Raw genomic sequence first — 21473 nt, 5'->3', positions numbered from 1 at the left:
CGTTGTGCATGAAGCAACACTGCGTGCCATATGCAACCGCAGCATGGGATGCCACGGGGGTGGTGTCAAGACGTCGCGGCGGCGAGCTGCTTGCGCCAGCGCGTGAACAGCCGCGGCTGGTTCATGCCGAGCACCGCGACCGGATCTCCGGCACGCCGGTAGACGGCCAGGACGTTGCGATCGTCCACGGCGCCTTCCTCGACGCTCACACTGTCGGCGCCGGCCGCGTGACCGGCGAACTGGATCCTGACGCCGTACTGGTCGGACCAGAAGTACGGCGGCCGGGGCACACCCGGCACCACCGCGCCCCCCGCCAGCAGCGTGGCGACGGCCGCGTCGGGGCGCTCCCGCGCGCCGGTCCAGTGCTCGACGCGGCGGTGGGCGCCGGCGCGGGGGTCGTACCAGTTGGCGCAGTCGCCGACCGCGACCACCCCGGCCAGGGCGGTGCGGCCGTCGGCGCCGCATTTGACGCCGTTGTCGAGCTCGACACCGGATCCCTCGAGCCACTCCACGCACGGGCGAGCGCCCACACCGACGACGACGATGTCGGCCGGGATGCTGCGGCCGTCGTCGAGCAGGACGGCGTCCACACACCGCTCCCCGCTCAGCCCCTTGACACCCACACCGCACAGCAGCCGTACGCCGTGGTCCGCGTGCAGGCCGGAGACGATGCCGCCCATGGTCGCGCCGAGCGGCCCGGCCAGCGGCGTCGGGGCCACCTCGACGACCGTCACGTCGAGCCCCAGGGCGTAGGCGGTGGAGGCAACCTCGGCGCCGATGAATCCGCCGCCGATCACCACCAGCCGTCCGCCTCGGGCCAGTTCGTCGCGCAGGGCGCGGGCGTCGTCCAGGGTCCGCAGGACGTGCACGCCGGCCAGGCCTTCGGAGCCGGGGAGCCTGCGCGCGGCGGCGCCGGTGGCGATGACGAGGCCGTCGACGCGGACCTCCCGTCCGTCGGCCAGCCGCACGGCACGGTCGGCGCGGTCCAGGCCGGTGGCGCGGATACCGAGCAGCCACTCCGCGCCCAGGTCCTCGTCCTGCGCCTCCAGCGCGAGATCGGCCTCGCCGAGGGTGCCGGCCAGGAACTCCTTGGACAGCGGCGGCCGGTCGTACGGGCGATGGAGCTCGTCGCCGATGACGACCAGGCGTCCGTCGTAGCCCTGCTTGCGCAGCGAGCGCGCCGCCGACAATCCGGCGAGCGAGGCGCCCACCACGGCCACGGTCCTCACGCGGTACCCCCGGCGAGCCGGGACGCGACACAGGGCGGCAGGTTGGGGGCGTCCGTCGACACCCGGACGTGGATCATGCCGCCCTCGACGACGACCTCGTGCGTGCGCACCGGGAGCTTGGCCGGCGGGGCGTCGACGGCGCCGGTGCGCAGGTCGAACTTCGAGGCGTGCAAGGGGCATTCCACCTCGCAGCCCTCCAGCCAGCCGTCGGCGAGCGAGGCGTCCTGATGGGTGCAGGTGTCGTCGATGGCGAAGAGCTCGCCGTCGTCGGTATGGAACACCGAGACCGGCGGATCGATGTCGAGCCGGAAGGCCTCACCTCGCGGGAGATCCGCGAGACGGCACGCGGGAATCTTCATGACACCTCGGTGCGTATAACGAAACGGATTGCGGTAAGCGCAACATCAGTCTGAAGTCGGCCAGAATCCTTGTCAAGGCATTCACGAGCCGTACAACTCGACACCTGGCGTTGCCTCTGACGCAATACTGTGCGCCATAGGCAACCCGGCAAGCAGTTGCCCACCCTCGCGCCGGGGACATGAAGGCGGCCCGCCTCCTCGCCCCGTGACGGGTGAGGAAACGGGCGCGCCGCCCTCTGCCTACCGGGGGTTCAGAAACCCCGGTCGAGCCACTCCTGAAGGTGCGGAGCCTCGGCGGCGACGGTGGTCGTCTCTCCGTGCCCGGTGTACACGACGGTGTCCTGGGGCAGCGTGAGCAGCCGGTCCCGGATCGAGTCGACGATGGTGGGGAAGTCGCTGTACGACCTTCCCGTCGCCCCCGGCCCGCCGGCGAAGAGGGTGTCGCCGCCGAAGAGCGCCGTCAGCGCCGGCGCGTGGAGGCAGACCGCGCCGGGGGCGTGGCCGGGGGTGTGCAGCACGGTCAGGGAAACGCCGGCCACCTCGAGGACCTGCCCTTCGGCCAGTTCGCCGTCGGGCGCGCGATCGGGGTGGGTCTGTTTCCACAGCGGCAGGTCGTCGGGATGGAGCAGGACCGGGGCGCCGGTGCGCGCGGCGAGGGCGGGCGCGGCGTCGATGTGGTCGTTGTGGGCGTGGGTGCACACGATGGCCCGCAGGGTGCGTCCGCCGAGCGCCTCGGCGATGGCCCCGGCGTCGTGCGCGGCGTCGACGACGATCACCTCATCGTCGTCCCCGATGATCCACACGTTGTTCTCGACGTCCCAGGTGCCGCCGTCCAGCGAGAACGTCCCGGAGGTGACCAGGTGTTCGACGCGCGCGCCGGGCATCAGAGGAGCACCACCGATCGCAGGACCTCGCCACCGTGCATACGGTCGAAGGCCTTCTCGACCTCGTCCAGCCCGATGGTCTCCGTGACGAAGGCGTCCAGATCCAGCCGCCCCTGTAGATAGAGGTCGATGAGCATGGGGAAGTCGCGGGAGGGCAGGCAGTCCCCGTACCACGACGACTTCAGCGTGCCGCCACGCCCGAAGACGTCCGGCAGCGGCAGCTCGAGCTTCATCTCCGGGGTCGGCACGCCGACCAGGACGACCGTACCGGCGAGGTCGCGGGCGTAGAAGGCCTGCCGGTACGTCTCCGGGCGGCCCACCGCCTCGATGACCACGTCGGCGCCGAAACCGCCGGTCAGCTCGCGGATCGCCTCGACCGGGTCGGACTCCCTGGAGTTGACGGTGTGGGTCGCGCCCAGCCTGCCGGCCGTGGCCAGCTTCCGGTCGTCGATGTCCACCGCGATGATGGTCGCGGCGCCCGCCAGCCGCGACCCGACGACCGCCGCGTCCCCGACGCCGCCACACCCGATGACGGCCACGCTGTCACCGCGTCCGACGTTCCCGGTGTTGATGGCGGCGCCGATGCCCGCCATCACGCCGCAGCCGAGCAGCCCCGCGGCGGCCGCCGAGGCGGCCCGGTCGACCTTGGTGCACTGACCGGCCGCCACCAGCGTCTTCTCCGCGAACGCGCCGATACCGAGCGCCGGGGACAGCTCCTGCCCGGTCGAGGCGAGGGTCATCTTCTGCTCGGCGTTATGGGTGGCGAAGCAGTACCAGGGCCGTCCGCGCCGGCAGGCGCGGCACCGGCCGCACACCGCACGCCAGTTGAGGATGACGAAATCGCCGGGCGACACGTCGGTGACACCCTCCCCCACCGACTCCACGACACCCGCGGCCTCATGCCCCAGCAGGAACGGGAAGTCGTCGTTGATGCCGCCCTCGCGGTAGTGCAGGTCGGTGTGACAGACCCCGCAGGCTTCGACCTTCACCAGCGCCTCGCCCGGCCCGGGATCCGGCACGATGATCGTTTCCAGGCTGACGGGGGCGCCCTTGCCCCGCGCGACGACAGCACGGACCTGGTGCGTCATGGCCACTCCTCGGCTGGTACGAGACCTCGACTGATGTTGCTCATTACGACACGCATCTCGCGTGCCGCAACGAGCATGGTTGAGCGCCCACCGGAGGTCAAGGCCCCCGCGGCCGGACGGCGCTCGCACGACGAGCAGGGATCCAGGCCGCGTCACCCCCCTTCCACGAAAAGGCCGCACCGGGGCTTACCCGGACCAGGAAAAGCAGAGCTCCGCATGACCTGCAGAACCCAGAAAAATGTGATCAACGCCCTTCCCGTGGAATTCTCGTTGCACACGCCACGCGGGAAAGAGCACATCCCAACAGCGCATGTGAACAGGCCTGTTGAGCGGACGTCGACGGAATCGTCAAGGACGACAAGGACCACATCCGCCGAACCGCTTTCCGAGTCCACCAGAAGGGAAACGGGTGTTATGGCCTGGCTCGCACATTCCCACGGATCAGCGGGGCGTTCTCCCCGTCCGGCGCTCTCGGGAATGTATTCACCCACCACTCCCAGGAGTTCTGCCATGCCTTCCGACAGCGCGACCGGCGTCGCTGCGGCCGACGCGGACGCACGTTCCGGCTCCCCCGGCGGACGCCATCTGGGCTCGCCCTGATCGTGATCGCCGCCGCCCAGTTGATGCTGATCCTCGACGCCACCATCACCAACATCGCCCTGCCGAGCATCCAGACCGAACTCGACGTGTCCGACGCGAACCTCGCCCGGATCGTCAACTCCCACGCCCTCGCCTTCGGCGGGCTGCTGCTGCTCGGCGGCCGGGCCGGTGACCTCTACGGGCGGCGGCAGATCGGCGGCGCGCTCGGCCTCGCCGTCCTGTCGACCGTCTCCACCAACGGGGGGCACCCGCCGTCCACCTGGGCTGACTTCAGCCCCGCCCACCGGCGGTGGCCGGCCGGTCACAACGGCCCGGTCGGTCACCGCGGCCCGGTCGGTCACCGCGGCCCGGCCGACTACAGTCCGAGTGACTACAACCGCGTAGACGGTCCACCGCACTGTGGACGATCGAGAGGCGAGGGCCTTCCCATGCCAGAGGGACACGAAGACCGGCCGGTCGCCGGGCGGCCGGACCGTCGTCCCGCGGGTGAACTGGAGGCGAGTGTCCTGGCCGCGCTCTGGGCCTCCGACGGCCCGCTCACCCCGATCGCGGTCCGGCTGGCACTCGGAACGGACCTGGCACGCACCACGGTGACGACGATCCTGACGCGCCTGCACGCCAAGGGGGCGGTCACCCGCACCCACGCCGGCCGGGGCTACGTCTACACCCCCGCGCAGGACCCGCCCGGCCTCACCGCCCGCCGTATGCACGCCGAACTGAACAAGGACGCCGACAGGGACACCGCCCTCGCCCGCTTCGTCGCCGACCTCGGCCCGCAGGACAGGGGACTCCTACGGACCCTGCTCGACGAGGGGCCCGACGGCAGGTGGTCGCGCGACGGGGCGACGCCCCGCACATGAACGAATCACCTGGTCGCCCGGGTGCCGCTCGACCCGCCGGAGGAGGTACTCCGGCCGATGGTCCGGGTGACCCCTCGGAAGGTCACAGGCTTCTCCGTCCGAGGCTGCTCGCCGACGCCTGGCTGCCCGCCGCGCCGGCCACGGTGGGCAACCGCGTACACGGCTATTCGGACAGTTCCTCCAGGGACTCCCCGATCCCCGACAGCAACGGGGCGTGGTCCGGTGAGCCCGCCAGCCAGGGCAGGAGGAAAGCCCACAACTGGGTCACGCGGTCCGCCGAGAGCCAGTCGCGGTCGGTCGCGCCCAACACCTCGAACCCCGCCGTCGCCGCCACTATCACGGTCGTCGCGGCGTCGACCGAGACGTCGGAGGCGAGCTCGCCCTCCCGCTGCGCCTGGACAATGAGATCGTGCACCCACGCCCGCCACCACTGCAGCATCCGCGCCCCGTTCTTCCGGGACGGATCACCGCTGAGCCGGAACCCCGCCCTGATCACGGGATCGGTGACCACGGCCAGGAGCAGGCTGCACGCCGTGTGGACCAGGGACTGCAGCAGCGTGTCCGCCGTGCTGCGACAGCGCTCCGCCAGTTCCTCCACGGAGTCCGCCGCCGCCCTCTCCACCTCCGCGGCGAGGTCGCTCTTGCTCGCGAAATGGAAATGCAGGGCGCCGGTACTGACACCGGCCCGCTCGCTGATGACGGGAAGAGAAGCCCGCGCGTACCCCTCGGCGGCGAACAGCTCGGCAGCCGCCCGGACAAGAGACTGACGTGTGCGCACCGCTCGCGCCTGCATGCCCATCAGGTCTCCCTCCCTCAGCCCGTACAGGACGACGCGGGACCGGACCCCCGACCCGGAACGTGGAGAGCATTCCACCCGGCGATCTACAAGTAAACCGCACGTTTGGTATTTTTATACAGGACGATGCGATCTCGATCACTACTGGGGGGGCAAGGCGGGATTGGGCAGGGCGAGTCGAACCGTCAGGCGATGCCGCCGTTCGCGAAGAGAACCTGCCCGTTGACCCAACGCCCCGGGCCCGCCAGGAAGGCCACGGTCTCGGCGATGTCGTCGGGTGTCCCGAGACGCTCCAGCGGGGACTGCGCGGCGAGGCGGTCGATCGTCTCCTGGTCCTTGCCCTCGAGGAAGAGCGGCGTCGCGGTCGGGCCGGGCGCCACGGCGTTGACGGTGACGTCCCGACCACGCATCTCGCGGGCCAGCACCAGCGTCATGGCCTCGACGGCCCCCTTGCTCGCCGCGTAGGGCGCGTACCCGGGGAAGGCCAGCCGGGTCACCGAGGTGGAGAAGGTGACCACCGCCCCGCCGTCGCGGACACGGCGCGCCGCCTCCCGGGCCACGACGAAGGCCCCGAAGGCTTCGGCCATGGCTCCCGCTCCGGACGGCGTCCCCCCGCTTCTTGCGGCAACGGGTTCGCTCCCGGCTCTGGCCCCGGTGACCTACTGGACGGTATACAAGCCCAGTCGAACGGTACGCCGACCGTACGGGACGGCGTCGTCGACGGGGTGTGGGCTTCAAGGGGGAGGAACTCGATGCAGCGCGACGTTCGCACGGGAGGACCGGCCGGTCACCGCCGAAAGGGCGTCACCTTCCTGGCCGCACTGGGCAGTTGTGCGCTGGTCGCCGCTTCCGCGGCACCGGCCGCGGCGCACGGCGGAGGCGGAGGAGGCAGCGGCAACCGGTACGTGGCGCTCGGCGACTCCTACACCTCCGGCCCACTCATCCCCCGGCAGGTGGACGCCAACTGCGCCCGCTCCGACCACAACTACCCGTCGATCGTGGCCGCGCGGCTTCGTAACGTCACGTTCAAGGACGTCAGTTGCGGCGGGGCGACCACCGAGCAGATGTGGAAGGCGCAGGGCACCAACGGTCCCCAACTCGACGCGGTGGGCCGGAACAGCGACCTCGTGACCGTCCAGATCGGCGGCAACGACATGGGCTTCGGCTCCATCATCGGCACCTGCGCCCAGCTGTCCGCGCAGGACCCGACCGGCAACCCGTGCCAGCGCCACTACGGCGCCTCGGGCGTCGACCAGCTGACCGTGGCGATAGCCAGGACCGGCCCCAAGGTCGCCCGGGTGCTCCAGGCCGTGCACGACCGGGCTCCGCACGCCCGGATCCTCGTCGTGGGGTATCCGGACCTGCTGCCCGACGACGGCAGCGGCTGTGCCCCCTCGGTGCCGTTCGCCACGCAGGACTTCCCCTACCTGCGGGACACCGGCAAGCGGCTCAACCTGATGCTCCGTCTGGTGGCGCGCTGGAACCACGCCGAGTACGTCGACACCTACGGCCCGACCATCGGCCACGACATGTGCAAGCCCCCGGCGGAGCGGTGGATCGAGCCGTTGCAGCCCACGTCCCCCGCGGCTCCCGCGCACCCCAACGCCAAGGGCGAGGCGGCCATGGCGGGGGCCGTGTGGCAGCGCCTGACGCACGGCCGGGGCGGTCACTGAACCCGCGGGCTGCCGACGGCCGACGGCGGGTGTCCGGCGCCGTCCGGCGCCACGTCGGTCCGTTTGGCCGGGGCCCGTCGGTGCCCCGGCTCGCCCGGCCGGCTCACACGTCGGAGTCGATACCGGTGACCACCGCCGGTCCGAGCGGGGCGCTCGTGTCGTCGAGCCCCGCGGCGTGCAGGGCGGAGTCCGCGAGCCTGCGGGCGTCCTCCTCCGCGTGCGGACCGCTGTCCGCTTCGACGGCGAGCCGGATGGTGAACGTGTCGTCCTCGTTCACGGTGAGCGGGTCGAGGTCCTGCGCGTTGCCCATCCGCGTGTGGTGCGGATCGGCCGGACGCAGGGCCTGACTCAACCGCGTTCGCGTCTCGTCCTCGACCTCGGCGGTGAAGGTGCCGGGCACGGTGATCACGTACGTCGTCATGGTGTTTCCGTTCCTTTCCTCGGGTCCTCAGGTCCTCGGGTTCCCTCCCGCATACCCCGGAGCGGGGCGATCGATCTCCGCTTTCCCCCGGTAGGCCCCGCCGACCCACCCCCTGTTCTCCTCGGAACGGGCCGAGCACCACCCGGAGCCCGCGCCCGACTGCGTGACCACCCGACCCGCGCGACACTGAAAGCCGCGGATGATCCTCGGGTGGCGCGCGGAGAGGAGCGCTGATGCCCAAGCGGCCGTCGCTCGCCGATTCCGTCCGGGCCGGCCGGCGTGCGACGCGTGTCACGGTCGCCGCGGCGGCCGGGTTCTATCCGGCCGCGTATCTCCTCGATCAGCCCGTGACCGCGGTCTACGCCCTGTTCACTCCGATCGCGTTCGGCGTTCTCTCGCCGGTGCCGGGGTCCGGTCGCCGACGCGCCCTGACCGTGCTGCGTGCCTTGCCGCCCGCCGCCGTCCTCACCGCCGCCGGCACCGCCCTCGCCGTGCAGACCTGGTCGGCCGTGGCGGGCATGCTGCTCGTCGGGTTCGTGCTGATGTTCGGCTCGATGTGCGGCCCGCGTCTGGCCGGCACCGTCCCCGGGCTTCAGCTGTTCTACATCCTCGCCTGTTTCCCGCCCTTCGCCCCGGAGACGCTGCCCCAGCGGTTGACCGGGGTCGCCGTCGGCGGGGTGTCCCTCGTCCTGTGCGAGGTGGCGGTGCTCCCCGATCCGCCGGATCCCTCGTACGGCGACCGGATCGCCGACACCCTGGACCTCGCGGCCCGCGCCACCCGCTCCCTGATCCATTCCGGAGACCCGGAACCCGGCCTGGCCGGACGGCTGCGGGCAGCCGGCCGGGGCCTGCGCTTCTCGCAGCAGCCTGCCGGTGCCCGCCCGACCGGAGCGGGACGGACGGACCGCGCGCTCGCCCAGGCGGGATCCGCGGCTCGGCGCCTTGTCGACCAGCTGGCCGCCCTCACCGAGATGCACTCCACGCCCTCGGACACGGCCTCGCAGAACCTCCTCCACGGCATCGCGGCGACCTGCGCCGGGACGGCCGGCGCGCTGCGCCGGTCCCGTCCCGCGGAGGGGCCCGAGCTGATCGAGGAGATGACCGCCCAGTTCCTTGCCGCACGCGACGGCGCCTCCGGCGAGCGCGTCTCCCGCCCGCACCAGGTGCTGCTGCGGCAGTCGACGGTGCTGACGATCGCGGTCTCCGCCGTGACCGTGCGCACGGCCGTAGCCCTGGCGCTCGACGGACGTCGGCCGGTGTACGGCTTGCCCCGGGAGCAGTTCTGGTACGCGCGGATGCCGACGGTCCGCCTGTTCGCCATCCGCCTCACCGGCAATCTGACGCGGCGCTCCGTCGTCTTCCAGAACGCGCTGCGCAGCGCGTGCGGTCTCGCACTCGCCCGCCTGGTGGCGGGCTCGCTCGACCTGTCGCACGGCTTCTGGGTGCTGCTGACCGTGCTGACCCTGGGCCGGACCACGGCGGGCGCCACCTGGTCCGCGGTACGCGCGGCCGTCGTGGGCACGCTGGCCGGCGCGCTCGCCGCCGGTCTGCTCCTCATCGGGGCGGGCCAGGCCACCGACGTGTACGCGTACCTGCTCGTACCGATGATGCTGATCGCCTTCGCGGTGGGGCCCCTGGAGGGCCCGGCCTGGGCGCAGGGGCTGTTCACCCTGGTCGTCTCCACGGCGTTCGCGCAGATCGCGCCCGTGACGTGGCGGCTCGCGGAGATGCGTGTCGTGGACGTGCTGACCGGGAGTGCCATCGGGCTGCTGTGCGGTGTGCTCGCCTGGCCGTTCGGGGCCCGCGCCGAGACGCGGCGCAGCATGGCGGCGCTGCTCCGGTCCGCAGCACCCGTGGTGCGGACCACGACCGCCGCCATGACCGGCGACGGCCCGGCGGACGGCGGCGACGCCGGTCACCGGGCCGTCCGGCTGACGCTGCACCGGCTTCGCATCGCGGAGGGCTCGTACGCGCAGTACCGCACCGAGCCCGCCTCCCCTGCCCGCGAGCCCGAACCCGACTACCTCGCCGCCCTCAACTTCGGCTCCCGTGTCCTGGTCGGCGCCTATTGGCTGCCCCGCACGGACCCTTCGCTCGAGCTGCCGCCCGCGGCCCTGCGCTGGGCCCGGCACATCAGCGAGGAGGCGGAGACAGCCATCGTCCGGGCTGCCGACTTCCCCCCGGGCGGCATCCACGTCCGGCTTCCCCCGCCCCCGTCCCTGCCCTCCGAGGTCCCGCCACGGGTCCGGTCCCTCCTGACCGACATCGAGGTATGGCTCGACGCGCTCTCAGCGGACCTCCGAACCAGCACTGCCACTGGTGCACCGGTCGTGGCCCGAGCGCCCTAACCCACCAAGGTCGCGACGGTGGGTCCGTCGGGACGGACGGTGATGCCGTACGCCGCCTTGGTGGGGATGGAGGAGAAGGCCAAGGTGTGGGCGGGCAGCAGGTGTTCGAGCAGGACGGTCGACTCGCGGAGCGCGAACTGCACACCGAGGCAGGCACGGGGGCCGATGCCGAAGGGGAAGTAGGCGCCCGGATGCGCGGGCCGACCGCCCGGCGTGACGAACCGCCAGGGGGCGAAGTGCTCCGGGTCCGGCCACAGTTCGGGATCGCGGTGCGTGAGGTACGGGCAGACGAGGAGGTCGGTGCCCGCCTCGACGGTGTAGCCGGCGAGGATGTCGTCCTCGGCGGCGTGGCGGGGCAGGATCCACGCGGACGGGTAGAGCCGGAGTGTCTCGTGGATCAGGGCCTGGATGGCCTGACGGCGCTCCGGCGAGCCTTCGCCGCCGGCGCCCAGCGTCTGCTCGCGGGCGGCGGGGTGCTGGTCGAGGAGCAGATACAACCAGGTCAGAGTGGTCGCGGTGGTCTCGTGCCCGGCCGCGAGCAGCGTGACCAACTCGTCGCGGATCAACTGGTCTGTGTATTCGGGGTGTTCGGCGCCGGCGTCGGTCAGGACACGCAGCAGGCCCGGCCCCTCGGGTCCGGGCGCCCCGTTTCGGGCGGCCTCGATGGCGTGCCCGGCGACCGCGTCGATCCGGGCGAGGTCGGCGGCGACGGCGTCCCGCGCCTCGGAGGCGTCCGCGGGCAGTGTCGGAAGGGCGGTCGCCACCACGGCCACGGCGTCCAGTTCGCGCTCGGTATCGTCATCGAGGGGGTGGCCGGTGAGGGAGCGCCAGATGGCGTCCAGGGCGAAGCGGCGCATCTCCCGCCCGACGTCGAGGCTCTGCCCGGTACGGGCGTACCCGGCCCAGCGCCCGGCGGTGGTCCGGGCGGCCTCGGTGATCCGCTCTTCGTAGCGGCGCATCCCGGTGCCGGTGAACTGGGACTGCAACAAGCGGCGTTGCCGCTTCCACGCCGTACCGGTGGCGGCGAGGACCCCGTCGCCGATCAGCAGACGGGCGCGGTGGGAGCGCTTGACGTACCGCTCCGGGTACCGGGCGAGGACATGCTGGACCGCCGACGGGTCGGTGACGAGCACGGTGCGGGACGGCCCGAGCCGGAACGCGGCGACACCGCCGCACCGTTCACGCACCTGGGCCAGCAACTCGACCAGCTCGCCTCTCTCCGAGCGCCACCGCTCCACGAGTGCGGGCTCGGCTTCGGGCACCGGCCGCCCCGTTCCGGAATCGAGCGGGAGAGAGCCGTGACCGGCTTCGGATTCCATGATTCTTCTCCTGGTCAACCTCCGTTGCGGGCCGCGACGGAGCACTTGCGCCGAGCGGACTGTACGGGATCGGACACCTTCGGTGACAGCGCACCGAAGCCGCCCCGAGACTACGGCTCGTGGCTGCGCCTCGTGCGCGGCGCACCGCAATGCCGGGATGACGCCGAGGTGTTGGACAGACTCCGCCTAGGATGATCCCGATGAGGAGTCGCGAGCAGCAGCACCCGGCGCGACCGCCCGTGTGGCGGTGGCGGGCGCTGCTCGTGCTCGGACTGCTCGCCGGGCTGCTGGCCATGCACGCCCTGTCCCCCGGCGGCACCGTCCACGAACACGCCGTGCCCCAGCACACGGCGGTCGTCCCGGTCAGCGCCGTCTCGGTCAGCGCTCATGAGGACTGCGCGGGGGACGGCGGGGACTGCGGTGGAGGACACCTCCATCACGCCGACCCGACCTGCCAGGCCGCAGCGGTGAGCGGCGCGCCGGCTCTGCCCGTGCTCGTTCCCGACCCGGTGACCGTCCCCGTACGCGCCGACGCCGTCTGCGCGTACGCGGCCGAGGCCCCGGACGGCGCACGCGCGCCACCCTCCCTGGCGGAACTCCAACTCCTGCGGATCTAGACACCGCTCGGCACCACGTCACCACTAGGGCGACGCGGTGCTCCTCGACAGGTCCGGATCCCTTTTCGCACAGCACAGCAGGAGTTTCAGCATGCGCAATACCCGCACCCTGACCCATCGCGCCGCTCTCACGGCCGCCATGGTCACCGCCGCGCTCGTCCTCGCCGCATGCGGCAACGACAGCGGCAGCGGACACACGGACGGTCACAGCTCCGCGTCGTCGTCGACGAGCGCCGACGCCACGGCCGCAGCGCACAACGCCCAGGACGTGTCCTTCGCGCAGGGCATGATCCCTCACCACCAGCAGGCCCTCGAGATGGCCGAGCTCGCCGCCGACCGGGCCTCGTCCGCCGGGGTCAAGGGCCTCGCCTCGCGCATCGAGGAGGCGCAGGGCCCGGAGATCAGGACCATCGGCGGCTGGCTGACGTCCTGGGGCGAGCACGTCCCGACGTCGTCCGACAGCACGACGGAATCCATGCCCGGCATGGACCACTCGGCCGGGTCCGGGATGCCCGGCATGAGGGACGGCTCCGACATGGACGAACTGGACAAGGCGTCCGGCACGGACTTCGACACCATGTTTCTGACCATGATGATCGACCACCACGAGGGTGCCGTGGCCATGGCCACCACCGAGAAGGGCAAGGGCATGTACGGCCCCGCCATGTCCATGGCCGACGACATCGTCACCGCGCAGACGGCCGAGATCGCCGAGATGAACAAGCTCCTCGGCAAGAGCTGACGAACGGGCAGAGGGGGCCGGATCACCCACCGGCCCCCTCTGCCCCCGTCGCCCGAGCCGCGGGTCGCAGAGGACCGGAGGCCGGCTCGGCCGGGCACCCCCTGGCAGGCCCGTGGACGGAGAGATCATCATGTGAGGATGCTTCAGAACCCGTCCTCCGCGGCTCCGACCGCAGTACGGCTCCTTCGCTACACCAGAGCTGAGCAGGACGAGATCCTCGGCGGTGGCGACGACCCCTTCGGTGTCGCGGCGACCGGTCTGAGCTGGCTGCCCAAGGAAGACCACTTCGGCGTCAGACAGGGCGGCCGGCTGGTGGCACACGCCGGCCTGCTACGGCTGTCCGTCGCGATCGGCGACACCGGGACGGAGGTCGTGGGGGTCGGCGGAGTGGCCGTCGCACCCGACGTGCGAGGCCAGGGGCTGGCCAGGCTGGTGATCGCGGCGGCACTCCAGCACGCTCGCACGATGGGTCCTTCGCACGCGCTCCTGTTCTGCCGGCCTCCGCTCGTGCCGCTGTACCGGCGCCTCGGGTGGCATCCGCTCGACCTGGACGTACGCGTCGAACAACCCGAAGCCCGCGTGGTGACCATGCCGTTGCGCACCATGGTGACGCCCCTGTACGACAACGCACGCTGGCCTTCGGGTCCGGTACGCCTCTTCTCCCTCCCGATGTGAGGCCCTACGGACGTCGGCCCCGGACCGCCCAGGCGCGAGCGGTGAGCGCGATCGATCCGTCCGGCCGCGTGGGCACGGTCGCGCGCAGCACATCACGCAACCGGTCCCGAGCCGCAGGGGTGAGGGCGGTCGCATAGTCGGCTGCGGGTCCCTGACCACCGAGGAAAGGCTCCCACAGATCCGTGAAGTCGGCGAAGACGGTGGGCACCTCGACCGGGGCGACCTTCACCTCGTCGAGTCCCGCCTCCGCCCACAGTGTTCGCAGACGTCCCGGCCGACACAACGGGAACCTGCGCCCCTCGTCCAGTGCGGCGGCGGAGGGGTCCACCGAGATCGCGGCATCCCAGAAACGCCGCAGGAACGTCATTCCCTCGGCGTAGTCCCACACGTACGCCGCGACCAGGCCGCCCGGCCGAACCACCCGGACGGCCTCGGCCACCGCCGCGCCCGGCGTGGGAAGGAAGTTGAGCGCCAGTCCGCTGACGGCCACGTCGCACGCCCGGTCCCGTACCGGCAGCGACAGCGCGTCACCGCGCACGCAGCACACCGGTGCCGGAACGGTGTCACGGGCCGAGTCCACGAACCCCGCAGACCTGTCCATCGCGACCACGGCCGAGGGTCGGCACCGCGCGGCCACGACCGCCGTCAGGGCTCCCGTCCCGCACCCCACGTCCAGCCAGCGCAGACCGCCCCCGCAGCCGAGCCCCACCACGAACCTCTCCGCGACCGCACGGCTCCACCGGCCCATGTACCGCTCGTAGGCATCGCCGACCGCCCACATGTCACGCCGCTCCCGCATGCCCTCACGATCCCCCACCAGGTCCGCGACTGCCACGGACACGCAGGCACCGCGCGGTCGGAGGGCCGTGGTCGGAACGGCCCCCTTCCTCAGGAATGTCCGATCGGGCCGGTGCGGTCGATGAAGCGTCCCGAGCCGGCGCCGGGCCCCTCGGTCGCGAGGCGGACGATCGCGTCGGTGCCCTCGGTGACGGACTGCGGGCCGCTGTGGCCGTTGAGATCGGTGGCGGTGTAGCCGGGATCGGCGGCGTTGACGCGGATGTCCTTCAGCCCCTTGGCGTACTGGGTGGTCAACATGGTGAGGGCCGCCTTCGAAGCGGCGTAGAGCGGGGCGACGGCGGAGGACTCGGCCCGCGAAGGGTCGTGCGTGAGGGCGAGCGACCCCATGCCGCTGCTGACGTTGATGACGACCGGGTCGGACGACCGCCGCAGCAGCGGGAGGAAGGCCGTGGTCGTACGGACCACGCCGAAGACGTTGACATCGAACACGCCCGACGCGTCCGCGCCGGTCAGTTCGCCGGGATCGCCGTGCGGACCGTGCACGCCGGCGTTGTTGATCAGGACGTCGAGTACGCCTTCGTGGGCGGCGACATCGGCCGCCGCGGCGGCGACGGAGGCCTCGTCGGTGACGTCGATACGGACGCATCGCGCGCCCAGCGCGGCCGCGGCCGCGGCACCCCGCTCCGGGTCCCGGGCTCCCAGGATCACGGTGTGACCGAGTGCGATGAGGCGGCGGGCGGTCTCGTGGCCGAGGCCCTTGTTGGCTCCGGTGATGAACGTGGTGGTCATGCGTCGATCGTGCCCACCGCGGCGGGCCCCGGCCAGGGACGCTTCGACCGTAGGAACGGCAGTACCACGATCACGGTCGGGGCGGGAGTGGGGCAGGATGGACGCCATGGCGACGAGAGCGGGAGCTGGACTGGGCGCGACGATCCGCGCCTGGCGAGAGCGGCTGTCCCCGTCGACCGTGGGGCTGCCGTCGGCCCGGTCCCGCCGCGCGGTCGGGCTGCGCCGCGAGGAACTCGCCGAACGCGCCGGCGTGTCGGTCGACTACGTGGTGCGCCTGGAACAGGGGCGGGCCACGGCCCCTTCGGCCCAGGTCGTCGCCTCTCTCGCACGCGCCCTGCGCCTGACCGTCCCCGAGCGGGACCACCTTTACCGGATGGCCGGGCTGGTCCCCCCGCGCGACGACGTGATCCCCGATGACCTCCCGCCGGGCGTGCACCGCGTGCTGAACCGGCTCGGAGACGTCGCGGTCTCCGTGTTCGCCGCGGACTGGCGGATGATCTGGTGGAACCGCGGGTGGGCGGCGCTGCTCGGTGATCCGTCGACCACGCCGCCGGAACTGCGCAACTTCGCCCGTGAGCGGTTCCCGGTCGGTTCCGACGCCGTGCGCATCGCCTCCTGGCCGGTGGTCGTGCGGAACGGCGCCGACTCGGACCTCGCCATCGTGTCCGACCTGCGCCGCGCCACCGGTCGCTTCCCCGACGACGCGGGCCTGGCCGAGCTGATCCGTACCCTCACGGTCGGCAATCCGACGTTCGCGCGGCTGTGGGCGAGCGGCGCGGTGGGGGCACACCGCGAGGACCGCAAGACGATCGAACACCCCCAGGTCGGTCCCGTCGAAGTGGACTGCGACGTCCTGACCGACGGCGAGTCGGACCTCAAGATCGTGATCTTGAGCGCGCCGCCCGGCAGCGCGCACGCGACCAGGTTGCGGCGAGCGTTGGCTGCCGACCTCGACAGCGCACCCACGCGCGGCTGCTGACCGCTCTCGGACGTGCCCGCGCAGATCCGGCACGTCCTGCCCGTCCGGCACGTCCGGCAGCCGCCGGTCGCGCCGGAAAGCCGTCCGGTGACATGCCTCCGGCCGTTCGCGGGGCGATCCGCGAACGGCCGGAGGGGCCGGGAGTGCCTGCCGTCAGCGCGCGGCGAGGAGTTCGAGGGTGTCGATCACACGGTGGGAGAAGCCCCACTCGTTGTCGTACCAGGCGACCACCTTGACGTGGCGGCCTTCGACGCGGGTGAGGGCCGAGTCGAAGATCGAGGAGGCCGGGTTGCCGACGATGTCGGACGACACGAGCGCGTCCTCCGAGTACTCGAGGACGCCGGCGAGCGGGCCCTCGGCCGCGGTGCGGTACGCCGCCAGCACGTCCTCGCGCGTCACGTCGCGGGCGACGGACGTGTTGAGCTCGACGATCGAACCCACCGGGATCGGCACCCGGATCGAGTCCCCCGACAGCTTGCCGTCGAGGTTCGGCAGCACATGGCCGATCGCCTTGGCGGCGCCCGTCGTGGTGGGCACGATGTTGACGCCGGCGGCGCGGGCGCGGCGCGGGTCGCGGTGCGGACCGTCCTGGAGGTTCTGCTCCTGCGTGTAGGCGTGCACCGTCGTCATGAAGCCGTGCTCGATGCCGGCGAGGTCGTCGAGTACGGAGGCCAGCGGGGCGAGCGCATTGGTCGTGCACGAGGCGTTCGAGACGATCGTGTGCAGCTCGGGGTCGTAGGCGTCCGTGTTGACGCCGTACGCGAGCGTGACGTCCGCGCCGTCCGAGGGTGCGCTGACCAGGACCTTCTTCGCGCCCGCGTCGAGGTGGGCGCGGGCGTCCTTGGCGGAGGTGAACCGGCCGGTCGCCTCCAGCACGATGTCGACGCCGAGCTCGGCCCAGGGCAGGCGCGCCGGCTCGCGCTCGGCGAGCACCTTGATGCGACGGCCGTCGACGACAAGGACGTCGCCGTCGACGTCGACCGGGCGACCGAGTCGGCCGGCCGTCGAGTCGAAGGCGAGCAGGCGCGCGAGCGTGACGGGTTCCGTGAGGTCGTTGACGGCGACGATCTCGAGGTCGCTGTCGCGCTGGAGGAGCGCGCGCAGCACGTTGCGTCCGATGCGGCCGAATCCGTTGACGGCGATGCGAGTCATGAAAGTGGTGTCCCTTCGGTCCTTCGGTTCGCCACCAGCCTCGCGTGTGGCGGCCATCGGTGACCTGGGCGTGAGCGCCATGGTTCGAAAGGATCCCGCCACCCACGCCCCCGGCCTGTCCGGCCGTGCCCCGCATGTCCGGCGGAGCGGCTACTCGCCCTTCGCGAAGGTGCGCCGGTATTCGCTCGGTGTGGTGCCGAGGATCTGCTGGAAGTGCGTCCGGAGGTTCGCCCCCGTACCGAGTCCGACGTCGCCGGCGATCTGCTCGACGCCGCGTTCGGAGCGTTCGAGCAGCTCACGGGCCATGTCGATACGGGCGCGCATGACCCACTGCATGGGTGTGTAACCGGTGTCCTCGACGAAGCGCCGCGAGAAGGTGCGTTCCGAGACGGCGGCGTGCCGGGCCATCGTCTCGAGGGTGAGCGGCTCGTCCAGTCGGTGCAGCGCCCACTCGCGGGTCGCGGCGAACCGCTCGCCCAGCGGCTCGGGCACGCTGCGCGGCACGTACTGCGCCTGACCTCCGCTGCGGTACGGCGCGGCGACCAGGCGCCGGGCCGCGTGGTTCGAGGCGGCCACCCCGAGGTCGCGGCGCAGGATGTGCAGGCACAGGTCGATCCCGGAGGCGGCTCCGGCCGACGTCAGCACGCTGCCCTCGTCGACGAACAGGACGTTCTCGTCGACCTGGACGAGCGGATGCTTCGCCGCCAGCGCCCGGGTGTAGTGCCAGTGGGTCGTGGCGCGTCTGCCGTCGAGCAGCCCCGTGGCGGCGAGCGCGAAGGCCCCCGTCGAGATGGCCGCCAGCCGGGCGCCCCGGGCGTGGGCGGCCAGCAGCGCGCGCAGGACGGCCCGGGGCGGGTCGTCGAGGTCCGGAAACCGGTAGCCGGGAAGAAAGACGACGTCGGCCCAGTCAAGCGCGTCCAGGCCGTGGGCCACGTGATACGACAGCCCGTCCCCGCCGGTCACCAGCCCGGGCGCCGCGCCGCACACCCGCACCTCGTACGGCATGCTCGCCCGGGTGGTGAACACCTGTGCGGGAATGCCGACGTCGAGCGGCTTGGCCCCCTCGAGCACAAGGACGGCGACACGTTGCAGACGGGAGGAGGACGACACCCGGAACAGGGTACGGGGGTACGGGGGTACCGGAGGCACCGCGGCCCGTGGCACCGGGTGGTCGCGGGCGGGGGGTCGGGCGGATCCCCGATGCGGCGCCGTCCTGCGGTGCCCGGCGCTAGATGTGCGCCCCGGGCATGTGCCGCGGCTCGGCGATCAGCCCGTAGATGACCAGCGCGGACACGACCATGGTGGCCAGCGACCAGAACGGGTAGACCGGCAGGAAGATCATCTGCCCGACCAGGCAGAACACCGCCAGACAGAGGCCCGTCAGCCGGGCCGCCCTGGAGCCCACGAGCACGCCGATGCCCGCCAGGGCCATCACGATCCCGATGACGACCCAGATCCAGCCCCAGGCCGTGTAGTTGAAGATGAGCAGGCGGTTGCCCTGGGAGTAGACGGTCGAGTAGTAGCCGTGATTGAAGATCGCCACGAATCCGTTGAGCAGGTTGAACAGAGCGCTGACCAGCAGCAGGATCCCGGCGAAGGCCACCCAGTGCGAGCGCTCCATCGGAGGTATGGCGTCGTCTGAGAGAGAGGCTTGTCGCTGCATGGGATCCATCAGACGCAGCACCACGGCAGGTCGCAATCAGTGATGGCCCGTTGGGGTTGCGCGGCCGACGGTGTCTGCGGTCGCCCGGCTCGTGGGTGCCGGCGGCAGCCGGCCACGGGCCGACGGGCCTTGCCGACGGTGGCTCCGACAGGCACCCCCGCATGGCCTACCGGATAGTGGACGGCGACGGCACCCTTGGGATTGGACGCTCATGGACCGCTATCCCCCCATCGCCGACCACGGTCTGGTCGGCGACCTGCAGACCGCCGCCCTGGTGTCCTCCCAGGGCGTGGTGGACTGGTTCTGCTCGCCGAGGTTCGACTCGCCCAGTGTCTTCGCCTCACTGCTCGACCACGATCGTGGCGGGTACTTCCGGCTGGCTCCCGAGCATGCCGACATGACGTGCAAGCAGCTCTACTACCCGGACACCGGCGTGCTGGTCACGAGGTTCATGTCGCCGCAGGGCGTCGGCGAGGTCCTCGACTGGATGCCGGCGAACACCAGCCGTGTCCCCACCGACCGCCACTGCCTGATGCGGGTGATTCGCGTGGTGCGCGGCACCGTACGGTTCCTGCTGGAGTGCAGGCCGCGCTTCGACTACGGCCGGGCCGGGCACGAGCTCGTCCTGCGGAACCAGGAGGCGGTGTTCCGGGGCCCCGGGATCGCCGGTCATCTGCAGGCCGGCTTTCCGCTCGAGCGGGACGGGCAGGACGTACGGGGTGCGGTCACACTCGGCAGCAACGAGTCGGCCGTCGCCGTCTTCACCACGTGCGCGGTCGACGGTGAGGCACCGCCGCCGCCCACGGTCGAGGGCGTGACGTCCGCTTTGTGGCGCGAGGTGGATTTCTGGCAGAAGTGGCTGCGCACGTCCCACTACCGGGGGCGTTGGGGCGAGATGGTGAACCGCTCCGCCATCACGATCAAACTCCTCACCTACCACCCGACCGGTGCGCCGGTCGCCGCCGCCACCATGGGCCTGCCGGAGCAGGTCGGCGGTGAGCGCAACTGGGACTACCGGTACTCGTGGGTGCGGGACGGATCGCTCTCGGTACGGGCCCTGCTCGACCTCGGGTTCACCGAGGAGGCGTCGGCGTTCACCAAGTGGCTGGGCGACCGGATGCACGACCGGGCGGATCTGCCGGGCGAACGCCTCCAGATCATGTACCGGGTCGACGGGGACCCGCACCTGGCCGAGGAGACCCTCGACCACTGGGAGGGCTACCGGGGATCGAGGCCGGTCCGGGCCGGCAACGCGGCAGCCGACCAGTTGCAGCTCGACATCTACGGCGAGTCCCTCTACGCCATGGCCGAGAGCATGGACATCGGCGTGGAGCTGGGCTACCACGGCTGGAAGGGACTGGCCCGGACGCTGGACTGGCTGTGCGACAACTGGGACCGCCCCGACGAGGGCGTCTGGGAGACCCGCGGAGGCCGTAACGACTTCACGTTCAGCCGGGTGATGTCCTGGGTCGCCTTCGACCGGGGCATCCGCATGGCGACCGAGCTGAGCCGCCCCGCCGACATCCCGCGCTGGCGCGACGCCCGCGACACCATCCTCGACCAGGTGATGAACAAGGGCTGGAGCCAGGCCGAGCAGGCCCTGGTGCAGCACTACGGCGGAGACGTCCTCGACGCCTCCCTCCTGCTCATCCCGCGCGTGGGTTTCCTCGCCGCGAAGAGCCCCGGCTGGCTCTCCACCCTGGACGCGATGGAGCGCAAGCTCGTCTCGGACAGCCTCGTGTACCGGTACGACCCGGCCGCTTCCCCGGACGGCCTGCGCGGCTCGGAGGGCACCTTCAGCCTCTGCACGTATCTCTACGTCGACGCCATGGCCCGGGCCGGGCGCGTCCAGCCTGCGCGCTACACCTTCGAGAAGATGCACACCTACGCCAACCATGTCGGCCTGTTCGCCGAGGAGATCGGCCCGAGTGGCGAGCAACTCGGCAACTTCCCGCAGGCGTTCACCCATCTGTCCCTCATCATGGCGGCATCGACCCTGGACGAGGCCCTCGACCGGCAGCGACGGCTCGACTGAGCCGGAGTCGGCGAGTCCGCACCGGCGGGCTTCGAGCCCCACGGGCCTCGGTGACCGGGCCCGCCCGACCGCCCGACCGCCCGACCGCCCGCCGGGAAGGGACGGCAGCGGGCCGGAGAGGTCCTACGGGCCGGGCTCGTCGGGCGGTGCGCCACCGGGGGCAGCGTCCCGGGTGCGCCGTCCCCCGATGCCCTGCGAGTCGGCCGTCCGTGCCTCGGCACGACGGAGGTCGTCTGCGAACTCCCTTTCGACGGCCTCGTCGAGGAGGCGGAGTTCGGCGTGCAGCGCGGGCCCGCACGCGGCCGGCAGGCTCGCGAGGAGACCTTCGAACAGGGCCCGGAGCCGTCGGCAGACCTGGACGGAGGTCGCGCCGTAGTCGCGGATCTCGGTGACCGCGAGCTCCAGGTAGTCCTCCCAGGACCGGCCGGACAGCACGAGGCGCAGCC

At 71.9% G+C, this 21473-nt stretch carries 21 protein-coding genes and 1 pseudogene; 8 read left to right on the top strand and 14 right to left on the bottom strand.

The window, feature by feature from the left end; translation table 11 throughout:
• Positions 1 to 65 precede the first annotated feature (65 nt).
• The 4 genes from OHU34_RS40245 to OHU34_RS40230 form a co-directional block, all read right to left on the bottom strand.
• Positions 66 to 1229, bottom strand: coding sequence for an NAD(P)/FAD-dependent oxidoreductase (locus OHU34_RS40245; RefSeq protein WP_142268544.1), 1164 nt, complete (start codon positions 1227 to 1229; stop codon positions 66 to 68).
• On the bottom strand, positions 1226 to 1588 hold the full coding sequence (locus tag OHU34_RS40240) for a bifunctional 3-phenylpropionate/cinnamic acid dioxygenase ferredoxin subunit (RefSeq protein WP_405771217.1): 363 nt from the start codon (positions 1586 to 1588) through the stop codon (positions 1226 to 1228). The genes OHU34_RS40245 and OHU34_RS40240 overlap by 4 nt, the downstream gene beginning before the upstream one ends.
• 251 nt (positions 1589 to 1839) lie before the next feature.
• Positions 1840 to 2472 (bottom strand): MBL fold metallo-hydrolase, encoded by a 633-nt coding sequence (locus OHU34_RS40235; protein WP_142268546.1) that lies wholly within the window; start codon positions 2470 to 2472, stop codon positions 1840 to 1842.
• A complete protein-coding gene (locus OHU34_RS40230; RefSeq protein ID WP_230194026.1) occupies positions 2472 to 3560 on the bottom strand; it encodes an S-(hydroxymethyl)mycothiol dehydrogenase in 1089 nt (362 codons plus the stop codon). The genes OHU34_RS40235 and OHU34_RS40230 overlap by 1 nt, the downstream gene beginning before the upstream one ends.
• A 1028-nt stretch (positions 3561 to 4588) precedes the next feature.
• On the opposite strand from OHU34_RS40230, the gene OHU34_RS40225 reads away from it, so the two are divergent.
• Positions 4589 to 5020, top strand: a complete 432-nt coding sequence (locus OHU34_RS40225; RefSeq protein ID WP_142269867.1) for a BlaI/MecI/CopY family transcriptional regulator — start codon at positions 4589 to 4591, stop codon at positions 5018 to 5020.
• Positions 5021 to 5183: 163 nt separating this feature from the next.
• Here OHU34_RS40225 and OHU34_RS40220 read toward each other — a convergent pair whose 3' ends face one another.
• Both OHU34_RS40220 and OHU34_RS40215 read right to left on the bottom strand, forming a co-directional pair.
• Positions 5184 to 5819: a ScbR family autoregulator-binding transcription factor gene (locus OHU34_RS40220; RefSeq protein WP_142268548.1), complete on the bottom strand. Its 636-nt coding sequence runs from the start codon at positions 5817 to 5819 to the stop codon at positions 5184 to 5186.
• Between the two features lie 182 nt (positions 5820 to 6001).
• A pseudogene (locus OHU34_RS40215) lies at positions 6002 to 6388 on the bottom strand (SDR family oxidoreductase); the annotation flags it as partial.
• A gap of 180 nt (positions 6389 to 6568) precedes the next feature.
• On the opposite strand from OHU34_RS40215, the gene OHU34_RS40210 reads away from it, so the two are divergent.
• Complete coding sequence (locus OHU34_RS40210; protein ID WP_200840001.1) at positions 6569 to 7489, top strand: SGNH/GDSL hydrolase family protein; 921 nt, start codon at positions 6569 to 6571, stop codon at positions 7487 to 7489.
• 103 nt (positions 7490 to 7592) lie between these two features.
• On the opposite strand, the gene OHU34_RS40205 is transcribed toward OHU34_RS40210, so the two are convergent.
• Complete coding sequence (locus OHU34_RS40205; RefSeq protein ID WP_142268549.1) at positions 7593 to 7910, bottom strand: hypothetical protein; 318 nt, start codon at positions 7908 to 7910, stop codon at positions 7593 to 7595.
• 233 nt (positions 7911 to 8143) lie between these two features.
• Between OHU34_RS40205 and OHU34_RS40200 the strand changes: the two genes are divergently transcribed.
• Positions 8144 to 10258, top strand: coding sequence for an FUSC family protein (locus OHU34_RS40200; protein WP_405771211.1), 2115 nt, complete (start codon positions 8144 to 8146; stop codon positions 10256 to 10258).
• Here OHU34_RS40200 and OHU34_RS40195 read toward each other — a convergent pair.
• On the bottom strand, positions 10255 to 11577 hold the full coding sequence (locus OHU34_RS40195; protein WP_405771209.1) for a cytochrome P450: 1323 nt from the start codon (positions 11575 to 11577) through the stop codon (positions 10255 to 10257). The two genes, OHU34_RS40200 and OHU34_RS40195, sit on opposite strands and share 4 nt — an antisense overlap.
• Before the next feature lie 200 nt (positions 11578 to 11777).
• Between OHU34_RS40195 and OHU34_RS40190 the strand changes: the two genes are divergently transcribed.
• From OHU34_RS40190 to OHU34_RS40180, 3 genes are all read left to right on the top strand, one after another.
• A complete protein-coding gene (locus tag OHU34_RS40190) occupies positions 11778 to 12194 on the top strand; it encodes a DUF6153 family protein (protein ID WP_405771206.1) in 417 nt (138 codons plus the stop codon).
• Between the two features lie 91 nt (positions 12195 to 12285).
• Complete coding sequence (locus OHU34_RS40185) at positions 12286 to 12936, top strand: DUF305 domain-containing protein (protein ID WP_142268553.1); 651 nt, start codon at positions 12286 to 12288, stop codon at positions 12934 to 12936.
• Positions 12937 to 13074: 138 nt separating this feature from the next.
• Positions 13075 to 13611, top strand: a complete 537-nt coding sequence (locus OHU34_RS40180) for a GNAT family N-acetyltransferase (protein WP_405771202.1) — start codon at positions 13075 to 13077, stop codon at positions 13609 to 13611.
• Positions 13612 to 13615: 4 nt separating this feature from the next.
• Here the strand turns inward: OHU34_RS40180 and OHU34_RS40175 are convergent, their stop codons facing one another.
• Positions 13616 to 14410 carry a class I SAM-dependent methyltransferase gene (locus OHU34_RS40175; RefSeq protein WP_405772525.1) on the bottom strand — a complete coding sequence of 265 codons (795 nt, stop codon included), beginning with the start codon at positions 14408 to 14410 and terminating at the stop codon, positions 13616 to 13618.
• Between the two features lie 89 nt (positions 14411 to 14499).
• Positions 14500 to 15198, bottom strand: a complete 699-nt coding sequence (locus OHU34_RS40170) for an SDR family NAD(P)-dependent oxidoreductase (protein ID WP_230194032.1) — start codon at positions 15196 to 15198, stop codon at positions 14500 to 14502.
• Positions 15199 to 15295: 97 nt separating this feature from the next.
• On the opposite strand from OHU34_RS40170, the gene OHU34_RS40165 reads away from it, so the two are divergent.
• Complete coding sequence (locus OHU34_RS40165) at positions 15296 to 16177, top strand: helix-turn-helix transcriptional regulator (RefSeq protein ID WP_405771199.1); 882 nt, start codon at positions 15296 to 15298, stop codon at positions 16175 to 16177.
• Between the two features lie 153 nt (positions 16178 to 16330).
• Here OHU34_RS40165 and gap read toward each other — a convergent pair whose 3' ends face one another.
• The 3 genes from gap to OHU34_RS40150 form a co-directional block, all read right to left on the bottom strand.
• Positions 16331 to 17329 carry a type I glyceraldehyde-3-phosphate dehydrogenase gene (gap, locus tag OHU34_RS40160; RefSeq protein ID WP_405771196.1) on the bottom strand — a complete coding sequence of 333 codons (999 nt, stop codon included), beginning with the start codon at positions 17327 to 17329 and terminating at the stop codon, positions 16331 to 16333.
• 150 nt (positions 17330 to 17479) lie between these two features.
• Entirely contained in the window at positions 17480 to 18439 is a 960-nt protein-coding gene (locus OHU34_RS40155) for a GlxA family transcriptional regulator (RefSeq protein WP_054245230.1), read from the bottom strand.
• Between the two features lie 118 nt (positions 18440 to 18557).
• The gene (locus OHU34_RS40150) at positions 18558 to 18950 is read right to left on the bottom strand and encodes a hypothetical protein (RefSeq protein ID WP_142268557.1); all 393 of its coding nucleotides are present in this window, start codon (positions 18948 to 18950) and stop codon (positions 18558 to 18560) included.
• A gap of 253 nt (positions 18951 to 19203) precedes the next feature.
• On the opposite strand from OHU34_RS40150, the gene OHU34_RS40145 reads away from it, so the two are divergent.
• The gene (locus OHU34_RS40145) at positions 19204 to 21027 is read left to right on the top strand and encodes a glycoside hydrolase family 15 protein (RefSeq protein WP_142268558.1); all 1824 of its coding nucleotides are present in this window, start codon (positions 19204 to 19206) and stop codon (positions 21025 to 21027) included.
• Positions 21028 to 21150: 123 nt separating this feature from the next.
• Here OHU34_RS40145 and OHU34_RS40140 read toward each other — a convergent pair whose 3' ends face one another.
• Complete coding sequence (locus tag OHU34_RS40140) at positions 21151 to 21462, bottom strand: hypothetical protein (RefSeq protein ID WP_405771192.1); 312 nt, start codon at positions 21460 to 21462, stop codon at positions 21151 to 21153.
• Between the last annotated feature and the right edge of the window lie 11 nt (positions 21463 to 21473).

Origin of the sequence: Streptomyces sp. NBC_00080 (assembly GCF_045041255.1) — a bacterium.
Lineage (GTDB): Bacteria > Actinomycetota > Actinomycetes > Streptomycetales > Streptomycetaceae > Streptomyces > Streptomyces coriariae.
The sequence above is the reverse complement of the archived record's forward strand: the minus strand, read 5'-3'. Positions and strand labels throughout refer to the sequence as shown.